Source organism: Pseudomonas sp. URIL14HWK12:I12 (assembly GCF_003097135.1).
In the GTDB taxonomy this organism is placed as follows: Bacteria; Pseudomonadota; Gammaproteobacteria; order Pseudomonadales; family Pseudomonadaceae; genus Aquipseudomonas.
In genome coordinates this window covers 25157-48093 of record NZ_QEQL01000005.1, presented here as the reverse complement: position 1 = coordinate 48093, position 22937 = coordinate 25157, and the positions used below count along the sequence as shown (strand labels likewise).

22 protein-coding genes and 3 tRNA genes are annotated in these 22937 nt (G+C 65.2%); 21 read left to right on the top strand and 4 right to left on the bottom strand.

What is annotated here, in order from left to right; all coding sequences use genetic code 11:
- Positions 1-70 precede the first annotated feature (70 nt).
- The 3 genes from F474_RS15415 to F474_RS15405 all read left to right on the top strand — a co-directional run bounded on the left by F474_RS15415 (position 71) and on the right by F474_RS15405 (position 2095).
- Positions 71-862, top strand: a complete 792-nt coding sequence (locus F474_RS15415; RefSeq protein WP_097089404.1) for an AraC family transcriptional regulator — start codon at positions 71-73, stop codon at positions 860-862.
- 55 nt (positions 863-917) lie between these two features.
- The gene (locus F474_RS15410; protein ID WP_097089406.1) at positions 918-1247 is read left to right on the top strand and encodes a DUF6482 family protein; all 330 of its coding nucleotides are present in this window, start codon (positions 918-920) and stop codon (positions 1245-1247) included.
- A gap of 83 nt (positions 1248-1330) precedes the next feature.
- On the top strand, positions 1331-2095 hold the full coding sequence (locus F474_RS15405; RefSeq protein WP_097089408.1) for a hypothetical protein: 765 nt from the start codon (positions 1331-1333) through the stop codon (positions 2093-2095).
- Between the two features lie 53 nt (positions 2096-2148).
- Here F474_RS15405 and F474_RS15400 read toward each other — a convergent pair whose 3' ends face one another.
- Positions 2149-2562 (bottom strand): PA2817 family protein, encoded by a 414-nt coding sequence (locus tag F474_RS15400; protein WP_097089411.1) that lies wholly within the window; start codon positions 2560-2562, stop codon positions 2149-2151.
- A gap of 63 nt (positions 2563-2625) precedes the next feature.
- Complete coding sequence (locus tag F474_RS15395; RefSeq protein ID WP_097089413.1) at positions 2626-5061, bottom strand: acyl-CoA dehydrogenase; 2436 nt, start codon at positions 5059-5061, stop codon at positions 2626-2628.
- Between the two features lie 165 nt (positions 5062-5226).
- On the opposite strand from F474_RS15395, the gene F474_RS15390 reads away from it, so the two are divergent.
- The 3 genes from F474_RS15390 to F474_RS15380 all read left to right on the top strand — a co-directional run bounded on the left by F474_RS15390 (position 5227) and on the right by F474_RS15380 (position 7681).
- Complete coding sequence (locus tag F474_RS15390; protein ID WP_097089415.1) at positions 5227-5850, top strand: glutathione S-transferase; 624 nt, start codon at positions 5227-5229, stop codon at positions 5848-5850.
- Between the two features lie 125 nt (positions 5851-5975).
- Positions 5976-6908, top strand: coding sequence for an ABC transporter ATP-binding protein (locus tag F474_RS15385; protein WP_097089416.1), 933 nt, complete (start codon positions 5976-5978; stop codon positions 6906-6908).
- Positions 6905-7681 (top strand): ABC transporter permease, encoded by a 777-nt coding sequence (locus tag F474_RS15380; protein WP_097089418.1) that lies wholly within the window; start codon positions 6905-6907, stop codon positions 7679-7681. Before F474_RS15385 ends, F474_RS15380 begins: the two co-directional genes overlap by 4 nt.
- Positions 7682-7697: 16 nt before the next feature.
- Here the strand turns inward: F474_RS15380 and F474_RS15375 are convergent, their stop codons facing one another.
- Entirely contained in the window at positions 7698-8207 is a 510-nt protein-coding gene (locus tag F474_RS15375) for a DUF2062 domain-containing protein (RefSeq protein ID WP_097089420.1), read from the bottom strand.
- 156 nt (positions 8208-8363) lie between these two features.
- Here F474_RS15375 and F474_RS15370 point away from each other — a divergent pair, with 156 nt between their 5' ends.
- The 15 genes from F474_RS15370 (at position 8364) to F474_RS15300 (ending at position 19384) form a co-directional block, all read left to right on the top strand.
- The gene (locus F474_RS15370; protein ID WP_097089422.1) at positions 8364-10571 is read left to right on the top strand and encodes a DNA internalization-related competence protein ComEC/Rec2; all 2208 of its coding nucleotides are present in this window, start codon (positions 8364-8366) and stop codon (positions 10569-10571) included.
- Between the two features lie 76 nt (positions 10572-10647).
- Entirely contained in the window at positions 10648-11283 is a 636-nt protein-coding gene (locus tag F474_RS15365) for a MotA/TolQ/ExbB proton channel family protein (RefSeq protein ID WP_097089424.1), read from the top strand.
- Positions 11280-11705, top strand: a complete 426-nt coding sequence (locus F474_RS15360; RefSeq protein ID WP_097089425.1) for a biopolymer transporter ExbD — start codon at positions 11280-11282, stop codon at positions 11703-11705. Before F474_RS15365 ends, F474_RS15360 begins: the two co-directional genes overlap by 4 nt.
- Complete coding sequence (gene lpxK / locus F474_RS15355; protein WP_097089429.1) at positions 11705-12712, top strand: tetraacyldisaccharide 4'-kinase; 1008 nt, start codon at positions 11705-11707, stop codon at positions 12710-12712. Before F474_RS15360 ends, lpxK begins: the two co-directional genes overlap by 1 nt.
- Positions 12713-12738: 26 nt before the next feature.
- Positions 12739-12924: a Trm112 family protein gene (locus F474_RS15350; protein ID WP_097089432.1), complete on the top strand. Its 186-nt coding sequence runs from the start codon at positions 12739-12741 to the stop codon at positions 12922-12924.
- A complete protein-coding gene (gene kdsB / locus F474_RS15345) occupies positions 12921-13685 on the top strand; it encodes a 3-deoxy-manno-octulosonate cytidylyltransferase (protein ID WP_097089434.1) in 765 nt (254 codons plus the stop codon). The genes F474_RS15350 and kdsB overlap by 4 nt, the downstream gene beginning before the upstream one ends.
- Complete coding sequence (locus F474_RS15340; RefSeq protein ID WP_097089436.1) at positions 13685-14149, top strand: low molecular weight protein-tyrosine-phosphatase; 465 nt, start codon at positions 13685-13687, stop codon at positions 14147-14149. The genes kdsB and F474_RS15340 overlap by 1 nt, the downstream gene beginning before the upstream one ends.
- On the top strand, positions 14146-15153 hold the full coding sequence (murB, locus tag F474_RS15335; protein WP_097089439.1) for a UDP-N-acetylmuramate dehydrogenase: 1008 nt from the start codon (positions 14146-14148) through the stop codon (positions 15151-15153). Before F474_RS15340 ends, murB begins: the two co-directional genes overlap by 4 nt.
- Before the next feature lie 8 nt (positions 15154-15161).
- Positions 15162-15962, top strand: coding sequence for an AraC family transcriptional regulator (locus F474_RS15330; protein WP_097089441.1), 801 nt, complete (start codon positions 15162-15164; stop codon positions 15960-15962).
- 60 nt (positions 15963-16022) lie between these two features.
- Positions 16023-17447 carry an FAD-binding oxidoreductase gene (locus F474_RS15325; RefSeq protein ID WP_097089444.1) on the top strand — a complete coding sequence of 475 codons (1425 nt, stop codon included), beginning with the start codon at positions 16023-16025 and terminating at the stop codon, positions 17445-17447.
- Entirely contained in the window at positions 17444-17785 is a 342-nt protein-coding gene (locus F474_RS15320) for a cupin domain-containing protein (protein ID WP_097089447.1), read from the top strand. The genes F474_RS15325 and F474_RS15320 overlap by 4 nt, the downstream gene beginning before the upstream one ends.
- 39 nt (positions 17786-17824) lie before the next feature.
- Positions 17825-18901, top strand: coding sequence for a polyamine ABC transporter substrate-binding protein (locus F474_RS15315; RefSeq protein ID WP_097089449.1), 1077 nt, complete (start codon positions 17825-17827; stop codon positions 18899-18901).
- 125 nt (positions 18902-19026) lie between these two features.
- Positions 19027-19102, top strand: a tRNA-Val gene (locus F474_RS15310).
- 43 nt (positions 19103-19145) lie between these two features.
- Positions 19146-19222 (top strand) — tRNA-Asp (locus F474_RS15305).
- Positions 19223-19307: 85 nt separating this feature from the next.
- A tRNA-Asp gene (locus tag F474_RS15300) sits at positions 19308-19384 on the top strand.
- A gap of 146 nt (positions 19385-19530) precedes the next feature.
- On the opposite strand, the gene F474_RS15295 is transcribed toward F474_RS15300, so the two are convergent.
- A complete protein-coding gene (locus F474_RS15295) occupies positions 19531-22920 on the bottom strand; it encodes a type III effector HrpK domain-containing protein (protein WP_097089451.1) in 3390 nt (1129 codons plus the stop codon).
- Positions 22921-22937 lie beyond the last annotated feature (17 nt).

Below are 22937 nucleotides of genomic sequence, written 5' to 3'. Positions count from 1 at the left end.
CAGTGGCCTGGATGGACGGGCGCGGCGCTCTGGTGCAAGCTGCTGCCCAGGCCCGTTCCGGAGACCCGCCATGCCCCTTGGCCCGCTCCAAGCGCTGTGCGAGCAGCGCCCCGAGTCACTGCAGCAATTCACCGCATACATGGCGGCACTGTTGCCGCTGCTCGATGCCATCCCTACGGCGGTGTTTTTCGTCAAGGACACTCAGGCTCGCTATGTGCTGGCTAACCGCACGCTGGTCGAGCGCTGCGGGCTCAAAAGCCTGGCGCCACTGCTGGGCAAAACCAGTGCCCAGGTGTTCCCGGCCCGGTTCGGCCCCGGCTACACCCAGCAGGACCGCCGTGTACTGGAGCGAGGGGAGGTGCTTGAGGACCAGCTTGAGCTGCACCTGTACGGCAGCCGTGAGCCAGGCTGGTGCCTGACCCATAAACGCCCGCTGCTCGACCGAGACGGGCGCATCATGGGCCTGGCCGGCACCTCGGTCGACCTGCAAGCCGCTGCAGCCAGCCACCCTGCCTATCAGCGCCTGGCGGCGGTGGATGACTATATTCGCAAGCATTTCCAGCGGCCGGTGACGCTCAAGGAGCTTACGGCCCTCGCTGGCCTCTCCGTCGCCCAACTTGAGCGGTACTGCAAGCGGGTGTTTCATCTCACACCGCGGCAGATGATCCACAAGGTCAGGCTCGAGCACGCGCACCGCCTGCTGTGTACGGCGCTACCGATCACCGAGGTAGCCCTGCAATGCGGCTATACCGACCACAGTGCGTTCAGCCGACAGTTTCGTGCCCTCACCGGGTTCACCCCTCGCGAGTACCGTGCCGCGCACCCAGGCAACGGGGCCGACCCCATCGCCCGAAGGCAATGAAACTTGCACAGCCTTTTGCCCCTCCGAGTTAAATCACGCCACAGAGGGCATCACTATGAATCTTCACCAATTGGCCCAACTCGTCGCCAGCAATGAGGTGCAGGCCCTGGAACTGGTCAGCGTCGAGGGTGGCTCCTACGTCCTGCACGCGCGGCGCGGCGAGCAGCTGGAACGGGTGCTTAACGACAAAGGCGATACGTTGCATGTGGCGTCGGTGGACGAGGCGCGCAAGGTGCTGGCCAGCGTGCCGGAGGTGCCGTTTTTCCTGGTGCAGCCTGCGGTGCACGAAGAGATGGTCGGGCTCGATGACGTACCGATCGGCGATGCACGCGAGCCCATCAAGCTACGCTCCAGCCCTGGGCCGGCCAAAGCGGACTCGCTCTGACGCGCGGGCAAAGCGCCACGCCGCAATGGCTAAGCGCTTCGCTTATGGAGTAGGCTCAAGGCCAGTCTGAAAACTGGCCTGCCATGAACATTCTTTTTCTCAAACTGATCATCACTCCCAGCCTGATGATGGCTATCTCATTGGCTGCGCGGCGCTGGGGGCCGTTTCTCGGTGGGCTGCTGGCTGGCCTGCCGATCACCTCCACGACGGTGCTGGCTTTTCTGGCGCTGGAGCAGGGGCCCGCGTTCGCAGTGGCCGCAGTGCCCAGCGCACTGGCGGGCCTGGCTGCCGTGATCTGCAGTTACCTTGCCTATCTGCAGGTGGCCAAACACCGGCATTGGGGCCTGGCCTTGGCCGCAGCGGTGCTGGGCTTCGCATTGGTATGCTCATTGCTGCAATGGGCCGCTTCCCTGTGGCTGTCGGTGCTGGTGTGCCTGGTGCTGATAGGCATCATCCTGCCGCTGGCCCCTGCCCGGGTGCTTCCAGCCAGTGCGCGCCCGTCGCGGCCGTGGGAGATTCCGGCACGCATGATCGCGGCGACCTCCCTGCTGCTGGTGATCACCGGTGGCGCGCCCTGGTGGGGGCCGGCGGTGAGCGGTGTGCTGGCGCCGATACCAGTGATCGCCTGGCCGCTGGTGGTTTTCAGCCACTTGCAGGTGGGCCTGCTGGCGATGGCTTCCACGATCCGTGGCAACGCGCTCGGCGCACTGGGGGTGGTGGCGTTTTACTTGGTGATCTGGTTGGGTGCGAGCTGGGTGGGCATCTGGCTGGCATTGCTGCTTGGGGTGGCGTCGTCGATGCTGGTCACCTTCAGCGTGGTGGGGTTTTTGCAGTTACGCCGGCACTAGGGCCGGCGCCTGGCCTGATGGGCCGGCCACTGCCGCCCACCGGCGAGGGAAGGTCAGTGCCGGCTGGCCTGGTCGTCTCTCAGGGCCAGCAACTGCTTCTCCTGAGCCCAGTCGAACGGCTCGTCGTTCTCCTCGGCCTCGAAGCGCCGCTCATCGAGCTGCTGATACAGCTCGATCTCTTCGTCAGGCATGAAATGCAGGCAGTCGCCCGCGAAGAACCACAGCAGGTCCCGTGGTACCAGGTGGGCGATCTGAGGGTAGCGCTGGATGGTCTGGCAGATCAGGTCCTGGCCCAGGTATTGGCTTTGCACCGGGTCTTGCGGCAGTTGTTCGAGCAGCTCGTCGAAGCGCTCCAGAAACAGTTCATGGCTTTCTTCCGGCACCTGCTCGGCTTCGCCGAGGGCGCCGAGGATATTGCGCAGGTGGCGGAGCAGGGCCAGGTGATGTTCGAGGGCGGAAACGGTCATGGCACAAGGCTCCTTGGGAAAACGGCCGGGCAGTATAAAGGCTTGCGCCGGCCGCTGTAACGCTTAGCGGACCTTGCCTTCGGTAGGGAGCAGCTCTTGCTTGGCGAAATCGTCCACGTCGATCACGGCGCGGCGTGCCGTTTCAGCCGCCTTGAGCTGTTGCCCTTCGCTGGCCAGCAGCACCCCCTGCTCCACGGCTGCTTCGATCAGATCCTGCCCGGCACCCGCCTTGACCTGGCCTGCGCGCACCGCAGCGTGCAATTTGCGACGAATCGGCGCCACGGCGCTGAGGCGTTTGCAGGCGGCATGCAATGCACCGACTGCGTCATCCGGATCAGTCGGGCGGTAGCAGCCTTCAAGCAGGTCTTCAAGGGCCAGGTCGCCCGGCGCGCGGGCGAGGATGGCCGCCACCGCGGCGTCGGTGCGGTCGCTCGGCCCGCGATGGCGGCGGCCAAAGGGAAAGATGACCAGCCGCAGCAGGCCGCCCAGTACAGGGTTGGGCGCATTGTCGAGCAGCTTGGCCAGGGCCTCTTCGGCCTTCCCCAGGCTTTCATCCATGGCCCAGCGCAGCAGCGGCTGCAGATGCTGGGGCGATTGCTGGTCGTGGTAGCGCTTGAGCGCCGCACTGCCCAGGTACAGATAGCTGAGCACATCGCCCAGCCTCGCGGAGAGCCGCTCTCGGCGTTTGAGCTCGCCGCCGAGCATCATCATGTTCAGGTCGGCCAGCAGCGCGAAGGCGGCGGCAAGGCGGTCCAGGTCGCGGAAATAACGCCGGCTCAGGGCGTCGCCGGGCTGGCGTTGCAACTGCCCCAGCCCCAGGCTCAGCACCAGCGTGCTGCACGCGTTGCCGAAGGCAAAGCCCAGGTGGCGCAGCAGCAAAGCGTCGAAGCCGCGCAGGTCGTTATCGTGGGCAGCAGCCATTTCTTTGAGTACGAAAGGGTGGCAGCGGATCGCACCCTGGCCGAAGATCATCAGGTTGCGCGAAAGGATATTGGCCCCTTCGACGGTAATGAAGATCGGCGCCCCCAGCCAGTTGCGGCCCAGGTAGTTGCGCGGCCCATCGATGATCGCCTTGCCGCCGTGCACGTCCATCGCGTGGGTGATGCATTCACGGCCACGTTCAGTGAGGTGGTATTTGAGAATCGCCGAGAGCACCGAAGGCTTCTCGCCCAGGTCTACCGCGTTAGCCGTAAGAATGCGCGCGCTGTCCATCAGCCACGCATTGCCGGCGATGCGCGCCAGGGATTCCTGAATCCCTTCGAAAGCGTTCAACGGCACATTGAATTGCTCGCGCACCTGGGCGTACTGGCCAGTCACCAGGCTCGTGTACTTGGCCATGCCAGTGCCCACCGCTGGCAGCGAGATCGACCGCCCCACCGACAGGCAGTTCATCAGCATCATCCAGCCCTTGCCCAGCATCGGCTGGCCGCCGATCAGCGCCGAGAGCGGCACGAATACATCCTTACCACTGTTGGGGCCGTTCATGAACGCCGCGCCCAGTGGCACATGGCGCCGGCCGATGTTCACGCCAGGCGTGTCGGTGGGGATCAACGCCAGGCTGATGCCCAGGTCAGTCTGGTCACCGAGCAGATGATCGGGGTCGTAGGCCTTGAAGGCCAAGCCCAGCAGGGTGGCCACCGGGCCCAAAGTGATGTAGCGCTTCTCCCAGGTCAGGCGCAGCCCCAGCACCTCCTCGCCCTGCCACTGGCCTTTGCAGACGATGCCGACGTCGGGCATCGCGCCAGCATCGGAGCCTGCCAGGGGGCCGGTCAGCGCGAAGCAGGGGATTTCATCGCCGCGCGCCAGGCGGGGCAGGTAATGGTCGCGTTGCTCATCGGTGCCGTAGTGCAGCAGCAGCTCAGCCGGGCCCAGCGAGTTGGGGACCATCACGGTGGAGGCCAGGTCGCCGCAACGGGTGGCGAGCTTCATCGCCACCTGCGAATGGGCATAGGCTGAGAAGCCCTTGCCCCCGTAGGCCTTCGGGATGATCAACGCAAAGAAACCATGGGCTTTGATGTGTGCCCAGGCCTGCGGTGGCAAGTCCATGGCCTGGCCGACCTGCCAATCGGTGAGCATCGCGCACAGTTCTTCGGTGGGGCCATCGATGAAGGCGCGTTCTTCATCGGTAAGGCGAGCCCGCGGGTAATTGAGCAGGGTATGCCAGTCTGGGCGGCCGCTGAACAGTTGCCCATCCCACCACACGGTGCCGGCGTCGATGGCATCGCGCTCGGTAGCCGACATGGGCGGCAGTGTGCGCTTGAACCAGCTGAACAGCGGCGTGGTGAACAGCCGCAGGCGCAGCTCGCCGAGAAAGATGAACGCGGCTGTAGCGGCCAACAGTACCCAGAGCACCACCATCAGCGCAGCGGGTGCTTCGCCGATAACCCCCATGGCCAGCAAATACAAAGCCACCAGCCCCAAAGCAGGGGCCGGCGCCGTTCGGCAATGAGCAAGCCAGGCGATGCCCAGCACCAGCAGCACGATCCACAACAACAGCATAGGGAACTCCTTCTCAAGGCTTGCCCCGGCAGTCTAGACGCTGCGGCCCGGGTGTGTACTGGAAGACCGGCCGCTGCGCTGTGAAGTTCGGCCAAAGGCAATGGGGTATCGGCCGCTGGGCCGGGTTAAACTGCCGGGCATCGCCACTGCCAAGGAAGCTTTGCCATGCTGAAAATCTGGGGCCGGATCAACTCCACCAATGTCCGGAAGGTATTGTGGTGCGCTGAAGAGCTAGGGCTGAGCTATCAGCAGGTCGACGCCGGGGGCGCTTTCGGCGTGGTCGACACACCCGCGTACCGCGCCATGAACCCCAATGGCCGGGTGCCTGTGCTCCAGGACGCAGACCTCACGCTCTACGAATCCAACACCATTTGCCGCTATCTGTTGGCCACCCACGCTGCCGGCAGCCACTGGTGGCCGGAGCAGCCCGCTGCCCGTGCCCTTGCCGAGCTCTGGATGGACTGGGCCACCGGGAGCCTGGCAGCCCCCTTCAAGGACGTGTTCTGGGGCGTATTGCGCACTCCGCCTGCGCAGCAAGATTGGCCGGCGATCTTCGCGGCCCGTGATGCGTGCGCGCAGTTGCTCGCCCAGGCCGATGCCTTGTTGGCGCACCAGCCTTACCTAAGCGGGGCGCAGATCGGCATGGGCGACATACCGCTGGGCTGTTTTGCCTATGGCTGGTTCAACCTGCCCATCGAACGCCCACCACTGCCCCACCTGGAAGCCTGGTATGCACGCCTTTGTGAGCGGCCCGCTTATCGGAGCGCTGTAATGACCGCCCTGACTTGATAGTCACTATTAATCGGCATTGCTGTACTTATGCCGTGGGCGTCGGTGAATATGGCCGGCGTTCAGGGTGCCATCGCACCTATTGCCATTTCTGGCCCAAGCTCAAGCGATAAGTGAAGCCCGACATGACCCAAGCCCTGTCCATTCGACAGCTGACAAAAACCTACGGCAACGGCTTCCAGGCCCTCAAGGGGATAGACCTGGACGTGGCCGAAGGTGACTTCTTCGCCCTGCTTGGCCCCAACGGGGCGGGCAAATCCACCACCATTGGCGTGCTTTCGACCTTGGTGAACAAGAGTTCCGGCACGGTGAACGTGTTCGGCCACGACCTGGACCGGGAGCCTGCCAAGCTCAAGCGCTCCATTGGCGTGGTGCCCCAGGAATTCAACTTCAACCAGTTCGAGAAGACGTTCGACATCGTCGTGACCCAGGCCGGCTACTACGGCATCCCTGCCAAGGTGGCACGCGAGCGTGCCGAGCAGTACCTGAACCAGCTGGGCCTCTGGGACAAGCGCGATACGCCATCTCGTTCGCTGTCCGGGGGTATGAAGCGGCGGTTGATGATCGCCCGCGCCCTCATCCACGAGCCCCGCCTGCTGATCCTCGATGAGCCCACCGCGGGGGTGGATATCGAGCTGCGCCGTTCGATGTGGACCTTCCTCACCGAGCTGAACCGCAAGGGTACTACGATCATCCTCACCACCCATTACCTGGAAGAGGCCGAGCAGCTGTGCCGCAACATCGGCATCATCGACCACGGCACCATCGTGCAGAACACCAGCATGCGTAACCTGCTGGGCAAGCTGACGGTCGAGACCTTCCTGCTCGACCTGGGCCGTGACCTCGATCAGGCCCCGGAGCTGCCCGGCTATCCCTGCCGCCTGGTCGATGCCCACACCCTCGAAGTGCAGGTAGACAAAGCCGCCGGGGTCACCGCGCTGTTTGCGGCGCTCGCCGAGCGCAACATCCCGGTCAGCAGCCTGCGCAACAAGACCAACCGCCTTGAGGAGTTGTTCGTGTCCCTGGTCGAACGTAACCTGGCGAAGGTGGCACTATGAGCGAGCTCTCTGCGAACCTGGTCGCACTCAACACCATCGTCTACCGCGAAATCCGCCGCTTCATGCGCATCTGGCCGCAGACGCTGCTGCCGCCTGCAATCACCATGGTGCTGTACTTCGTGATCTTCGGGAACCTCATCGGCCGGCAGATCGGCGGCATGGGCGGGTTCACCTACATGCAGTACATCGTGCCCGGGCTGATCATGATGTCGGTGATCACCAACTCCTACGGCAACGTGGTGTCGAGTTTCTTCGGGGCCAAGTTCCAGCGCTCGATCGAGGAGCTGATGGTCTCGCCGGTGTCGCCCCACACCATTCTGGTTGGCTACGTACTGGGCGGGGTGCTTCGCGGGCTGGCGGTCGGTTTGATCGTGACCCTGCTGTCGCTGTTCTTCACCGACCTGCAGGTGCACCACCTGGGCATCACCGTGCTGGTGGTGGTACTGACCGCAACGATCTTTTCGATGCTGGGCTTCGTCAACGCGGTGTTTGCGCGCAACTTCGACGACATCTCGATCATCCCGACCTTCGTGCTGACGCCGCTGACCTACCTGGGCGGGGTGTTCTATTCGATCAACCTGCTGCCGCCGATCTGGCAGACCATCTCGCTGGCCAACCCGGTGTTGCACATGGTCAACTCGTTCCGCTACGGCATCCTCGGCGTCTCGGACATCCGCATTGGCGTTGCCATCAGCTTCATGCTCGTGTCGAGCGTGGTGCTGTACGTCTGCTGCGCGCGATTGCTGGTGAGTGGGCGGGGTATGCGCTCCTAGTTGGCGTACTGAACCTCTACCACCGGCGCCGCTTGGCCCACTGGCGGCTCACCTGCCAGCGCCAGAGGGCCAAGGTGGTGAAGTAACCTGCCACGCCCAGCACGCCCCCACTCACGACCGACCCCACCAGAAAAGGCTGCCACAGGGCAGCCATTTCCTGGGTGGCCCAGGCCCAGCTGAAACCTTCCGGAAACGGCCGTGGGGGCAGCCCCATCAGCCAAGCCCCTACCTTGTACGTGCAATAGAACACCGGTGGCATTGTCAGCGGGTTGGTCAGCCAGACGAGGCTGACCGCCAGTGGCAGGCTGGCCCGTGCCAGGAGCGCCAGCGCGGCGGCCAGCAGCATTTGCAGTGGCATTGGCATGAGCGCCGCGAACAGGCCGACGCCCACCGCCCGCGCCACGCTGCGGCGGTTGAGCTGCCAGAGGCTGTGCCGGTCGAGCAGTGGCCCGAGAAAACGTAACGAGGAATGAGTGCGCAGGCTGGCCGGGCTCGGCAGGTAGCGCTGGAACAATCTGCGTGCCATGAGTGCTCGGAAGCGGGAGGGAGGGATGCCGCTCAGTATGCCCCGCTACCCGGGAAACGCCGCCTCAGTTTTTGTGACAAATATTGAAGAGCATGTCTGCGAGCCTGAGCTATAGCTGCACAGGCACGGATCGTAGAGGTGAACATGGGGCCACGGATGGCTGCATTGGCCGCCGGCTTGCTGGCATTGCGCTGGCTGCCGGCGTTGCCAACGGGTTGGATGCTGGGCGTGGGAGCGTTGCTGGGCGCGGTTTGCCTGTGGCGTGGGTATTGGTTGCCAGGCCTGTTTCTGGCGGGATTGTGCTGGGCTTGCCTGTCGGCGCAATGGGCACTGGATGACCGGCTCGCGCCCGCCTTGCACGGTGAGACGGTCTGGCTTGAAGGTCGCGTAGCGGGCCTGCCCCGCAGCGATGGGCGCAGCGTGCGCTTCGAACTGCGCGAAGTCAGTGCAGGCCGCGCCGAACTGCCCACGCGCCTGCGCCTGAGCTGGTTCGGTGGCCCAGCGCTGCGCGACGGTGAACGCTGGCGGCTGGCGGTAACCTTGCGCGAACCCAGGGGGTTGGTGAACCCCGGCGGTTTTGATCAGGAGGCCTGGCTGCTGGCACAACGCATCGGCGCCCAGGGCAGTGTCAAGGATGGCCAGCGCTTGCAGGCAGCCACATCCTGGCAGTGGCGTGAGCGTTTGGCTGACCGCTTGCTGGCGGTACCGGCGCAGGGCTACGAGGCGGTGATCGCAGCGCTGGTACTGGGTGATGCGCGCGGTCTGAAGCCTGAACAGTGGCAGCTGCTGCAGGCTACCGGCACGGTGCACTTGCTGGTGATCTCCGGCCAGCACATCGGCGTGTTCGCCGGGCTGCTCTACGGCCTGATCGCGGGGCTGGCCAGGCTGGGGCTCTGGCCTTCACGCTGGCCGTGGCTGCCCTGCGCCTGCGCAGCGAGCATGGCCGGCGCTGTGGGGTATGGTGCGCTCGCCGGGTTCGGCGTGCCGGTGCAGCGTGCCTGCCTGATGCTGGCCTGGGTGCTGCTGTGGCGGCTCAACTATCGCCGGCCCGGCTTAGGGCTGCCGTTGCTGGGGGCGCTGTGCGGGGTGTTGCTGGCTGAGCCCCTGGCCAGCCTGCGCCAGGGGTTCTGGCTCTCGTTCGCAGCGGTGGGGGTGTTGTTGCTGGGGTTTTCGGGGCGCCTGGGCGGCTGGCCTGCCTGGCAGGCCTGGTGGCGGCCACAGTGGTTGATGGCCATCGGCCTTGCCCCTTGGTTGGTGGCGTTAGGGCTGCCGGTGAGTACCACCGGCCCGCTGGCTAACCTGTTCGCGGTGCCCTGGGTCAGCCTGGTGGTGCTGCCAGGGGCCCTGGCCGGGGCCCTGCTGCTGCTGGTGTGGCAATGGGCGGGGCAGGGGGTGCTGATGGGCGTGGGCCATGCATTGGCGTTGCTGTTCGGCGTGCTTGAGCACCTGGCCATGCTTGCACCCCCCTTGGCCGTTCCCGCGCCGCCGGGTTGGGCGTGGCCGCTGATCGGGGCGGGCGTGCTGTGGTGGCTGGCACCCGCCGGCGTGCCGATGCGCTGGTTGGGCCTGCCGCCGATGGCGTTGTTGTTCTGGGCACCCTGGCCCGCCCCACCTCATGGCCAGGCATGGGTCACTCAATTGGATGTCGGCCAGGGTTTGGCCGTGGTGGTGCGCACCCGCGACCATGCGCTGCTGTATGACGCCGGCCCCACTCTGGGCGGCAGCGACGCCGGCCAGCAGGTGGTGGTGCCCAGCCTCCAGCAGCTGGGCGTGCGCCGGCTCGATGGCCTGTTGATCAGCCACGGCCATCTGGACCACGCCGGCGGCGCGGCGAGCGTGCTCAAGGCGCTGCCTACCGGCTGGCGTCGCGCCGGCGATCCACCTTCGCTGCCCAAAGGCTACTGGCCCTGCGAAAGTGGCGCGCACTGGGAGTGGAACGGCGTGCGGTTCAGCCAATGGCGTTGGCACGCCGCCAAGGAAGGCAACCTGGCCTCTTGCGTATTGCTGATCGAAGCGGGTGAGCAGAGCCTGCTGTTGCCGGGCGACCTGGAGCTGGCGGCCGAGCAAGCGCTGTTGCGCGAGCGCCCCCAGTGGCGTGCCCAGTGGTTGCAGGCACCTCATCACGGCAGCAGGACTTCCTCAAGCGCCGCACTGCTCGATGGCCTGGGCGTGCGCCAGGTCATGATCCCGCGCGGCAGCGCCAACCGCTTCGGGCATCCGCACGCGCAGGTGCTGGCGCGTTACCGCGAACGCGGCATCGAAGTGCACGACACCGCCCTGCACGGGGCCTTGGTCTTGCGCCTGGGTGCAGGCGAGCCGCTTGAACGCTGGCGCGAGCGGCCGCGCTTCTGGCGCTTGCCCTGACCCTTGTGTCGCCGCGCTTTCGGCAGCCCGGCCGGGCTGTGGTAGAGTGGCGGCCTTTTTCAAGGGGGCGTTTACTGTGTGGGAATTGGTCAAAGCCGGCGGTTGGATGATGCTGCCGATCATTCTGAGCTCGGTGGTGGCGCTGGCGATCGTCGCCGAACGCCTTTGGACACTGCGCGCCAGCCGCGTCGCTCCCAACCACCTGGTGGGCCAGGTGTGGCGCTGGATCAAAGACAAACAGCTGAACAAGGAGCGCCTCAAAGAGCTGCGCGCCAGCTCGCCTCTGGGTGAAATCCTCGCTGCGGGCCTTGCCAACTCGCGCCATGGCCGCGAGATCATGAAAGAGTGCATCGAGGAGTCCGCTTCGCGCGTCATTCATGAGCTCGAGCGCTACATCAGCACCCTCGGCACCATCGCCGCGATGGCCCCGCTGCTGGGCTTGCTCGGCACCGTGCTGGGCATGATCGATATCTTCAGCGCCTTCACCGCCACCGGCATGGCGGCCAACGCCTCGGTGCTCGCCGGCGGCATCTCCAAGGCACTGATCACCACCGCATCAGGCCTGATGGTGGGCATCCCAGCCGTGTTCTTCCACCGCTTCCTGCTGCGCCGGGTCGATGAGCTGGTCGTGAGCATGGAGCAGGAGGCGATCAAGCTGGTGGAAGTGGTGCAGGGCGATCGTGACGTCGACATGGCCGAGGTGGCTGCGTGAAATTCCGTCGCCGCCGCCAGCGCGAGCACATCGACATCAACCTGGCGTCCCTGATCGATATCGTGTTCGTGCTGCTGCTGTTTTTCGTGGTCACCACCACCTTCACCCGCGAGACGCAGCTGCGCGTCGAGCTGCCTCAGGCGGTCAGCGGTGCGCCGAATGATCTCGACGAAAAACGCATCGACATCGCTATCAGCGCCGATGGCGAATACGCCGTCAACGACAAGCGCCTGCCCAAGAGTGACCTCGACACGCTGATGAGTGCGATCAAGAGCGAGGCGGGCGACAACACCGCGCTGCCCATGTCCATCAGCGCCGACGGCAAAACCCCGCACCAGGCGGTGATCACTGCCATGGACGCGGCCGGCAAGTTGGGCTTCAGCAAGCTTTCGATGACCACCGTCGAAGCGCAGGGCCATTGATGGGCCTGGGCGGTCGGCTGCTCAAGGCCTGGTACACGGGCCACCCGGCGCTCGCGCTGCTGGGCCCGCTCGAAGCGCTCTACCGCCGCGTGGCCCATCGCAAACGGGAACGCTACCTCAGTGGCCAGGCCAAGGCCTGGCGCGCCCCGTGCCCGGTGCTGGTCGTAGGCAACATCACCGTTGGCGGCACCGGCAAGACGCCGATGATCCTGTGGATGATCGAACGCTGCCGCGCGCTTGGCCTGCGAGTGGGGGTGGTCAGCCGGGGCTACGGGGCCAAGCCGCCCAGCCTGCCCTGGCGTGTGGGTGCCGATGATGCCGCCGAGGTGGCAGGCGACGAGCCGCTGCTGATCGTGCAGCGCAGCGGTGTGCCCATGATGATCGACCCTGATCGCGCTCGTGCCGTTGAGGCATTGCTGGCTGCCGAGCCACTGGACCTTGTGCTGAGCGACGACGGCCTGCAGCACTACCGCCTGGCCCGCGACCTGGAGCTGGTGCTGATCGACGCCGCCCGTGGGCTGGGCAACGGCCGCTGCCTGCCCGCCGGCCCATTGCGTGAGCCGGCCGAGCGCCTGGGCAGCGCCGATGCCGTGCTCTACAACGGCGCGGCGCAAGATACCGCGCAAGGCTTCGGCTTCGTGTTGCGGCCCTCGGCGCTGGTTAACCTGGCCAGCGGCGAACGCCAAAGCCTCGAGCATTTCGCCCCCGGCCAGGCGCTGCATGCGGTGGCCGGCATCGGTAACCCGCAGCGTTTCTTCGACACCCTGGAAGCGCTACACTGGCGGCCTGTGCACCATGCGTTCGCCGACCATGCGCGTTTCAGCGCCCAGGCACTGGATTTCCAGCCCGCCCTGCCGCTGGTGATGACCGAAAAAGACGCCGTCAAATGCCGGGCCTTCGCCCAGCCCAGCTGGTGGTACCTGGCGGTGGACGCACAACCTTCCCAAGCCTTCCAGGCCTGGTTCGACGCGCAGGTGCAGGCCCTGGTGGCCCGCTACGCGCCCTGACCGGCCGCTGCAGACCAAGGACACCCATGGACACCAAGCTGCTCGATATCCTCGCCTGCCCGATCACCAAAGGCCCGCTCAAGCTCAGCGACGACAAGCTCGAACTGATCAGCAAGGGTGCTGGCCTTGCCTACCCGATCCGCGACGGCATCCCGGTGATGCTCGAAACCGAAGCTCGCACCCTGACCGACGACGAGCGCCTGGACAAATGACCCCCGCGTTCACCGTCGTCATCCCGGCCCGCTACGCGTCTACCCGCCTGCCCGGCAAGCCGCTGCAACTGATCGCCGGCAAGCCCATGGTGCAATGGGTGTGGGAGCAGGCGTGCAAGAGCGGCGCCGAGCGCGTAGTGGTGGCCACGGACGACGCGCGCATCCTCGAAGCCTGTGCAGGCTTCGGTGCACAGGCGGTTCTCACCCGGGCCGACCATGAGTCCGGCACCGACCGCCTCGCCGAAGTGGCCCAGGCCCTGAACCTGGCTGCCGACGCCATCGTGGTCAATGTGCAGGGCGATGAGCCGCTGATTCCGCCGCAAGTCATCGACCAGGTCGCAGCCAACCTCGCCGCGCATACCGAGGCAGGCATGGCCACCTTGTGCGAGCCGATCGAGGCGGTCGAGGCGTTGTTCAACCCCAATATCGTCAAGGTGGTCAGCGACCAGTCGGGCCTGGCCCTGACCTTCAGCCGCGCGACCCTGCCGTGGGCGCGTGACGCCCTGGCCAAGGCCCCGGATGTGCTGCCGGCCGGCGTGCCCTATCGCCGCCACATCGGCATCTATGCCTACCGAGCAGGTTTTCTGCAGGACTTCGTTGCCTGGGGCCCTTGCTGGCTGGAGCAAACCGAGGCACTGGAGCAACTGCGAGCGCTCTGGCACGGTGTGCGCATTCATGTAGCCGATGCCCTGATCGCGCCGCCCACTGGCGTTGACACCCCTGAAGACCTTGAGCGCGTTCGGCGCTTGCTGGAGGCCTGATGCGCATCCTGTTCGTGTGCCTGGGCAATATCTGCCGTTCGCCCACCGCCGAAGGTGTGCTGCGCACGAAGCTCGCCAAGGCCGGGCTTGCACAGCGCTTCGAGGTGGCTTCGGCCGGTACCGGAGACTGGCACGTGGGCAAGGCTCCCGATGCCCGCACCCAGGCCGCGGCGCGCAAGCGTGGTTATGGTCTGAGCGCGCAACGGGCGCAGCAGGTCGACCCTGAAGATTTCTTCTCGCGCGACCTGATCCTGGCCATGGACCGGGCCAACCTGGCTCACCTGGAGCGCATGCGCCCCGAGGGCAGCCCGGCGCAACTGGCGTTGTTCCTGGATTACACCGGCGCAGCCGTGGCCGAAGTGCCTGACCCGTATTACGGCGGCGAAGCGGGCTTCGACGAGGTGCTCGACCTGGTCGAAGCCGGCTGCGACGCGCTGATTGCCGAATACGGAGGCCGGCGTTGAGCCTGGCGGTCGAGCAGGGCGCCTCCCTCCAGCCTTGGAACACCTTCGGCGTGGAGGCGCACGCCGAGCACTTCGTGCAGGTACACAACGATGACGAGCTGCGCCAGGCGCTTGCGCTGGCCGAGCACAACGGCTGGCCGGTGCGGGTGATCGGCGGTGGCAGCAACCTGGTGCTGGCGCGTGACGTGCCGGGCCTGGTGATTCGCATGGCCAGCCGCGGCATTCGGTTGCTCGGCGGTGGTGTGGTCGAGGCCGAGGCCGGCGAGCCTTGGCACCCGCTGGTGCAATGGACGCTGGCCCAGGGCCTGGCGGGCCTTGAGAACCTCAGCCTCATCCCTGGCACTGCCGGCGCTGCCCCCATGCAGAACGTAGGTGCCTATGGGGTGGAGGTGAAGGACGTTTTCGCCGGCCTCACCGCGCTTGATCGTCACACCGGCGCGCTGCGGGAATTTTCTCTGAGCGAGTGTGAGTTCGGCTACCGCGACAGCCGCTTCAAGCGCGAGGCGGGCCGCTGGGTGATCCTGCGGGTGCGCTTTCAACTCAGCGCCGATGCACCGCTGCACCTGGACTACGGCCCGGTACGCCAGCGCCTGATAGAGCAAGGCATCAGCGCGCCGACTGCCTCGGACGTGAGCCGCGCCATCTGCTCGATCCGCCAGGAGAAGCTCCCCGACCCTGCGGTACTGGGCAATGCCGGCAGCTTCTTCAAGAACCCTGTGATCCCGCAGGCCCAGGCCGACGAGCTGCGTGAGCGTTACCCCGGCCTGGTGAGCTACCCATTGCCCGAGGGCCAGGCCAAGCTTGCCGCTGGCTGGCTGATCGACAAGGCCGGATGGCGTGGTTACCGGGACGGCGCGGTGGGTGTGCACGCGCAGCAGGCGCTGGTGCTGGTCAATCATGGCGGCGCCACCGGGGCGCAAGTGCTGGGGTTGGCCGAGCGGATCCAGGCCGATGTGCGCGAGCGCTTCGGGGTCGCGCTGGAGATGGAACCCAACGTGCTCTGAGCCTCAGCATGCCCCCGATCCCGCTCGACACCGATGCCCAGACCGCAACCACTCGCGAGGTGGTGATGCGTTATCACCTGGCATGGAAAAAGCGCGATCTGGACGCGATTCTCGCGCTTTACCACCCTGATGTTCAGTACAACGACTTCTTCCAGGCTCGCAGCATGAGCCTGGAAGAGCTGCGCGAGTACGTCAGCGGCACGCTGCCGCGCCACGCGGACGAATACCTGGAGCATAACGACCGTATCCGTGTGGATGGCAGCACGGCGTTCATTCAGTACCAGACCGCACTTCAAGGGGGCGGCCAACGGGTGGTGTTTCGCTCCAGCGAAGCGATCACGGTGTGCGACGGGCTGATCCTGCGGGTCAACGAATACGCTTCGCTGGTGCGCGAGCAGTTACCTGGCAGCCAGCAACGGCCGGCACCGGCGATCAGCAAACTGGGCCTGTCGGCGCGGCAGTTGAGCTTCATGGCGCGCGATCTGGAAGACTACTTCAACCAGCAGCAGCCGTTTCGCGACCCTGAGCTGAACCTGGCGCGCGTGGCTACGGCCACCGGCTACAGCCGCAATCAGATGTCCTACCTGCTCAACCAAGTGCTGGGGCAGAGCTTCTACCGCTATGTGACCCAGGCCCGCCTGGCCTGGCTATTGGATCGCTTGCGTAAAGCAGGGCCGGCGGTGGCGGTCGATGAGCTGGCTGCCAGTGCCGGCTTCAACTCGACCTCGGCCTTTTACAAGGCCTTTCGCACGCACACCGGCAGCACGCCGAAGGCCTGGCTCAAAGCGCATTGCGCGCGGACCCGCTGACAAGACAGCCAACGGCCCAGCCGCATAACCTTCGCCGGCACGCAAACGGTGGAGGCGGCGATGAACGATTGGCGGGCGGTGAGCCTGTGGATGGACCAACTGCAAGAGCCTCTGGTGCCGCGCCCGGCGCTGAATCAGGGGCTGGACGCGGACGTGGCGATCATCGGCGCTGGCTACACAGGGCTCTGGACCGCCTGGTACCTCAAACAGCAGGCGCCGCATCTGAACATCGTGATTCTGGAAGCGCGGATCGCCGGCTTCGGTGCGTCTGGGCGCAACGGCGGCTGGCTGATGGGCAACCTGCTGGGCGAAGACCGCCTGCTGGCGCCGCTGGGTGCTGCGCAGCGCCAGGCATCATTCGCGTTGCTGCACGGCATCCCCGATGAAGTGGCGCGCGTGTGCCAGGCCCAGGGCATCGACTGTGAGCTGCGCAAGGGCGGGGTGCTCTATTGCGCGGCACGTTACCCCGAGCAGGAGCGGCGCCTGCGCGAGCAGTTGCAGGCTGCACGTGCCGAAGGCCTGGGTGAGGAGGATTACCAGTGGCTGAGCCCGCAGGCACTGCGTGAGCAGTTGAACGTGGCCAACGCCTACGGGGCGCTGTATTCGCCGCACTGCGCGACCATCCAGCCCGCCAAGCTCGCGCGTGGCCTGGCCGAGGCGGTAGAACGCGCAGGGGTGCGCATCTTCGAACAAAGCGCGGTGTTGGGCTGGCAGCCAGGCCGCGTGCGCACCGCCGAAGGTGAGGTGCGCGCCCAGTGGGTGGTGCCTGCGGTGGAAGGGTATTCGAGCCAGCTACCGCCGTTGGATCGCCATCATGTGGCCGCGCAAAGCCTGATCGTGGCGACTGAACCGTTGTCGCCGCAGGTGTGGGCGCAGATCGGCCTGGACCGTGGGCAGGCCTTCAGCGAAAACAGCCGCCAGGTGACCTACGGCCAGCGTACCCGCGATGATCGCCTGGTGTTCGGCGCCCGGGGTGGCTACCGCTTCGGCGGCCGCTTGCGTGAAGACTTCAACCTCAGCCAGGCCGAGCGCGCGTTGCGCCAGGCCCTGTTCAGCGACCTGTTCCCAATGCTGCGCAATGTGCGCTTGACCCACGCCTGGGGTGGCAACCTGGGCGTAGCCCGGCGCTTCCAGCCGCACATGCTTATCGACCGCCGCCAGCAAGTGGCGCTGGCCGGTGGCTATGGCGGGGAGGGCGTGGGCGCCAGCAACCTGGGCGGGCGAACCCTGGCGGCGCTGATCCTTGGCCAGCGTAACGCGCTGACCGAGCAGCCCTGGGTGTGGAACGACCGCCCACTGGCAGCGCTGCCGCGTTGGGAGCCTGAGCCACTGCGCTGGCTGGGCTACAACGCGATCATCCAGAGTTTCGTCCATGAAGACCGTGTGCTGGCCAACCCTCAGGCGCCACGCTGGCGGCGCTCGATGGCCCAAGGGCTGGCCGCGACCATGGAGCGCCTGATGCACTCACCGGAGCCCTTCGCATGACTATCAATCATTTCAAGAACACCCATGCCCTCGCCCTGGGCGAACCTGCGCCGGTCGCCGTGCCGCTGGGCGAGCCGCTGGCGCAGGTGGCCAGCCATGGCATCGAGCGCAGCGACGGCGTAGAGGCGGGTGTGTGGGAATGCACGCCCGGGCGATGGCGCCGGCAGATCGTGCAGCAGGAGTTCTGCCATTTCGTGCAGGGCCGCTGCATTTTCATCCCGGACGAGGGTGAGCCCATCGAGATCCAGGCCGGCGACGCGCTGATGTTCCCTGCGAACACCACGGGTATCTGGGACGTACAAGAAACCGTTCGCAAGAGTTACGTACTGATTTTCTGACTGCCCCCCACAACATCTAAAACCACAGAGGTTGGCGTCATGTTCAAGACTTTCGCGGTTCCCTTGCTGTTGGCTGTGTCCACCGCCCATGCGGCCGAGACGGTACGCATCTACAACTGGAGCAGCTACATCGCCCCCGACACCCTGAAGGTGTTCACGGAGCGCACCGGCTACCCCACCCAGTACGACCTCTACGACAGCAACGAGGTGCTCGACGCCAAGCTCTCGGCGGGCCATTCCGGCTACGACGTGGTGTTTCCCTCCAACCACTTCATGGCCCGGCAGATCACCGCCGGCGCGCTCAAGCCGCTGGATCGCGGCAAACTGCCCAATTGGCACAACCTCAACCCGACGCTGATGAAGGCGCTGGAGGCCAACGACCCGGGCAACCGCTATGGCTTCCCTTATCTGTGGGGCAGCACGGGCATCGGCTACAACATCGACAAGGTCAAGGCGGTGCTGGGCGACACCCCGATCGATTCCTGGGATGTGGTGTTCAAGCCTGAAAACATGAAAAAGCTCGCCCAGTGTGGCGTGGCCTTCCTGGACAACGGCCCTGAAATCCTGCCGATTGCGCTGAATTACCTGGGCCTGCCGCACCACAGCCAGAACAAGGCCGATTACGACAAGGCCCAGGCGCTACTGATGAGCGTGCGGCCCTACGTGCGCTATTTCCACAATTCCAAGTACACCAGCGACCTGGCCAACGGTGACGTGTGCCTGGTGGTGGGCTTCTCCGGGGATGTGATGCAGGCCGCCTCGCGTGCCAGCGAAGCGAACAACGGGCAGAAGATCGCCTATGTCATTCCCAAGGAGGGCTCGCCGATGTGGTTCGACATGGTCGCCATGCCGGCCGACGCCCCGGACGAAGCCGCCGGCTACGCCTACCTGAACTATCTGCTGGAGCCGGCGGTGATGGCCAACATCAGCAATGCGGTTCACTACGCCAATGGCAACAGGGCGGCCGATGCGATGGTCGACCCCGCGGTGCGCAACGATCCAATGGTTTACCCGCCCGAGCAAGTGATGCAGAAACTGTTCGTGCTGCAAGCAATGCCGCTGGCCACCGACCGTATGCGCACACGGATCTGGAGCCGGGTGAAGAACGGCGAGTGATGCCTCAAGCACAGGAGGGCGCCTGCGGCTCACGGCGCCTTCCAGGTTTTTTTGGAAAAAACTTCAAGCGGGGTATTGACTTAGATTCGATGGATGCCCAGAATGCGCCACCTCAGCGAAGCAAAGGGTGATTAGCTCAGCCGGGAGAGCATCTGCCTTACAAGCAGAGGGTCGGCGGTTCGATCCCGTCATCACCCACCACTTCGTGAGAATGTTTCAAATCGGGCGTTAGCCCGGCCGACGCGCAGCGGTAGTTCAGTCGGTTAGAATACCGGCCTGTCACGCCGGGGGTCGCGGGTTCGAGTCCCGTCCGCTGCGCCATTTTACTTCCAGCCTTTGCACCTCACCGTGCTCTGGTTGAGACCGACGCCTCACCCCGCATCGGTCAGCCAGCGTCAAACGAAACGCAGCGGTAGTTCAGTCGGTTAGAATACCGGCCTGTCACGCCGGGGGTCGCGGGTTCGAGTCCCGTCCGCTGCGCCATATTCGTGCATGAGCCCCTGAACAGCTCGGCACACCCAAAAAAGCGACCCTAGGGTCGCTTTTTTGCTTTCTCAGCCAGGGCCGTAGGGCACTGTGGGAGGCCGGCCAGCCGGCCCCCACACGTATCGGGCAAGGCTGCTACGGCTTCAGGAAGTCCACTGCTCACCACCCGGCCAGTCCTTGGTCGCAATGTCCGCAATCGTCCCATCCTTGACCCCATCGATCCCGTAGCGCTCGATCGCATCCCCGAGCACTGAACCGAACGAATCCTGCTGCGCCTGTTGCTGACCTTCCTTGACCAACCCGGGTATGAGCGCGCCCAATACGGCCACGCCTGCGCCGAGAAAACCCAGCACCCCGGCAGTGCCTGCCAATGCCGGTAGAAATCGCGGCAGCTGCGCGCCGAGCAGCCCCAGGGTGCCCTCGGCTGCCGACGCAGTGCCAGCCAGCACGCCGAGCGAGCCGGCCGTGATGCTGAAACCGCCACTGAGGTTATCGCCCCGGCGTATGGCCTGCACACCATCGAAAATGCCGTAGGCGCCCGCAGCAATCCCGGCCAGGCCACCGATACCCTTGGCGGCCTCCTCGAAGTTTTTCGAGACCTTGACGTAGTTCTCACCTTTGTTGACGTTGGCTTCGACCTTGTTGAGCAAATCGCCAGCAAGGCCCGCGTTGTTCATGTCCTTGATCAGGTCTTTGCCCTTTTTCAAGGCATCGGCCATGTAGGTCTGGTAGCCCTTGGCGCCGCCTTCGGTCAGCACCGTGGCGGTTTGTACCGAGCCGGTGGCGATGTCGACGATGTTGCGGTCGGTAAGCTTGCCCCCGCTCTGCGCGCCGCGGGAAATGGTCACCCCGGCCAGGAACAACCCGCTGACGGCGTGGAGTGCCCCGCTGCCGTAGGCGCCCTTGGCATCGCCGCTGGGGTCGAAGTCCGACAAGTGGCCGAATTTGTCCAGGGCCTTGGTGCCCTGGCGTAGCAGATCCCAGTTGCCGCGAAAACCCGAAAGCACCTGATCGGTGGTAGCCATGGTGCCATCAGCGTTCATCAGCAGCTCGGGCGACTCGGTGCGCATCTGGTCGATGAGCTTGCGGATCTTGTCCTCATCCAGCTGGTCGCCGCCGTCCTTGCCGTAGGCCTTTTTAATGTCTTCGAAGCTTGAGCCCTTGAACAGGTTCTCCTGGGTGACGGTAGAGAAGTTGTCGTTGACCTGCTTGTCGAACGGGGCGGTGAAGGTCGGGTCCAGTGTTGCGTTGTAGAGTGCGATTTCCATGCTGTAGCTGGCCGCCGCCTGCTCTGGCGTCTGGGTTTTAAGCAGCTCACGCATGCGATCACCGGTCGCCAGCTGATCCTTGTAGAAGGTCTTGAGCGCTTCGGCGTGCTTGGATTTGCCCACGCCGCCCTGGATTTGCGCAGCGTCGTGCGTGCCGAGCATGGTCTGCATGCTCTGGGCGGTAGCGTAGTAGCTGGTCAGCGCGGCGGTCTGGTCGGTCTTGCCGTCCTTTGTGGCCGCATCCCAGGCTTTGTCCAGGGCCTTGCCCGACTTGATTTCGTCGTCGTAGGTCTTGCCCACGGCCTCTTTCAAGCCAGGGTTGGCCTCGAACAGGTTCTTGAGGCCTTCGTCGCCCTTGTCCTTGATGAATGTGGCGGTGTCTGGGTCGTTTTGCAGCTGACTGATGTGCGTGTTGATGTCCTGAAGGAGCTTTTCCGGTTCCCAGTACGCGCCAGAGCGGTTGGCGATGGCGACCTTGCCGTAGTCGGTGCTCCACATGCCGGCGTTGGCGCCGTCGACCACCAGCTTCTGGGCATTCTGAAGGTCCAGCAGCACGGCAGCCTTTTGCTCGGCGCTGTATTTTTCCGGGTGGACGAACACGTCCTCGCCCAGCTTGCTGGTGTCCACCTGGCCGGTAATATTGCCCGAGACCACGCTCTGCATCAGCGTGGTCAGGCCTGTGGCATCCTTGGGCGCCTGCTTGCTGAGCCAAGCGCTGATGTCGGCCTTGTTCGCCTTGCCGTCCGCGCCGCCGCCAAGGCTTGCCGAGGCGGTGTCCAGCTGCCTGAAGGCGCCTGGCTGGGAGAAGAAGTCCAACGCTTCCTTCTCTTGCTGGCTCAGCTGGGGGTTGGCGTTCTTGTAATCCTTGAGGTTCTGCGCGGTCAGTGCGTCGCCGGCGCCGGTCTTGCCGCGGATCGAATCGTATTTCTGCTCCAGGATGGCCGCGTACTGGGCCACCTGCTTGGAGCCTGCGTCCGCGTCGGGGTTGGCCTTGAGGTAGTCCTTGTAGCTGGCAATGTCGTTGCTGGCCTGGGGTTTGGCCAATTGCGAGAAGCCGTGCTTGCCGAAGTCTTGCAGGCGGCCGGCCTCGGTGCCGTGCTTGGCCTCCCCACCCTTGGTGAAGCCGTCGACGCTGCTGTTGGCGACATCTGCACCGCTCAGTACGTCACCTTTTTCGTTGTAGCCCACCACGCGGTCAAGCACCTGGCTTGCCCGGAAGGCCGCGTTGGCGTCGGTGTCGAAGTCCCCCACGCGTTCCTTGAGCGCATCCTTCACGCCGCTCTGGTTACCCAGGTTTTTCAGCAGGGGGTTGGCGTCGATGATGTCCTGGGCGCTGCGCTTGTCGCCTTCGGGCAGCTCCCAGACAATACCGGCGGCTTCGGCGTCCTTGCGGGCTTGCGTGTCGCCACCAACGCTTGAGGCGTGGGTGAGGGTGCCCTTGAGGCTGTCGAAGCCGCCCTTGCCGAAATCCTGCAGGCGGCCGGCTTCGGTGCCGTGCTTGGCCTCGCCCCCTTTGGTGAAGCCATCGATGCGGCTGTTGTTCACGTCGGTTCCCGCCATGCGCTGGCCGTTTTCATCGAAACGCACCACGTGGTCCAGTACTTGGGTGGCGCGAAAGGCGGCGTCCGGGTCGCGCTCGAAGTCGCCGACCTGCTCCTTGAGCATGTCCTTGACGTGGCTCTGGTTGCCGAGGTTTTTCAGCAGGGGGCTTGAGTCGATGATGTCCTGGGCCGAGCGCTTGTCGTTCTCCGGGCGCTCCCACTGAATGCCCAGTGCTTCGGCTTTTTCGCGGTTTTCCTTGTTTTCGCTGGCCGCATCGATGTGCTTGAGCTCGCCCTTGAGGTTTTCGAAACCGTACTTGCCAAAGTCCTGCAAGCGCCCGGCCTCGGTGCCGTGCTTGGCGTCGCCGCCCTTGGTGAAACCGTCGACACGGCTGTTGCCGATGTCACCGCCCACCAGGCGCTTGCCGCCTTCGTCGAATTGCTCCACATGGTCGAGCACCTGCACGGCGCGGTAGGCCGCGTCGGGGTCTTTCTCGAAATCGCCAACCCGGTCCCTGAGCTTGTCTTTCACGCCGCTCTGGTTACCGAGGTTTTTCAGCAGCGGGCTGGAATCGATGATTTCCTGGGCGCTGCGGTCATCACCGTGGGGGCGCTCCCATTCGATGCCGGCGTCTTTGGCTTTGGCACGATCGACCGCATCGCCCCATTGGTTGCTGCTGCCGCTGCGCTCGTTGCTGGCGACTTTCTCGACTGACACAGACATTGACCGTCCTCCTTGGG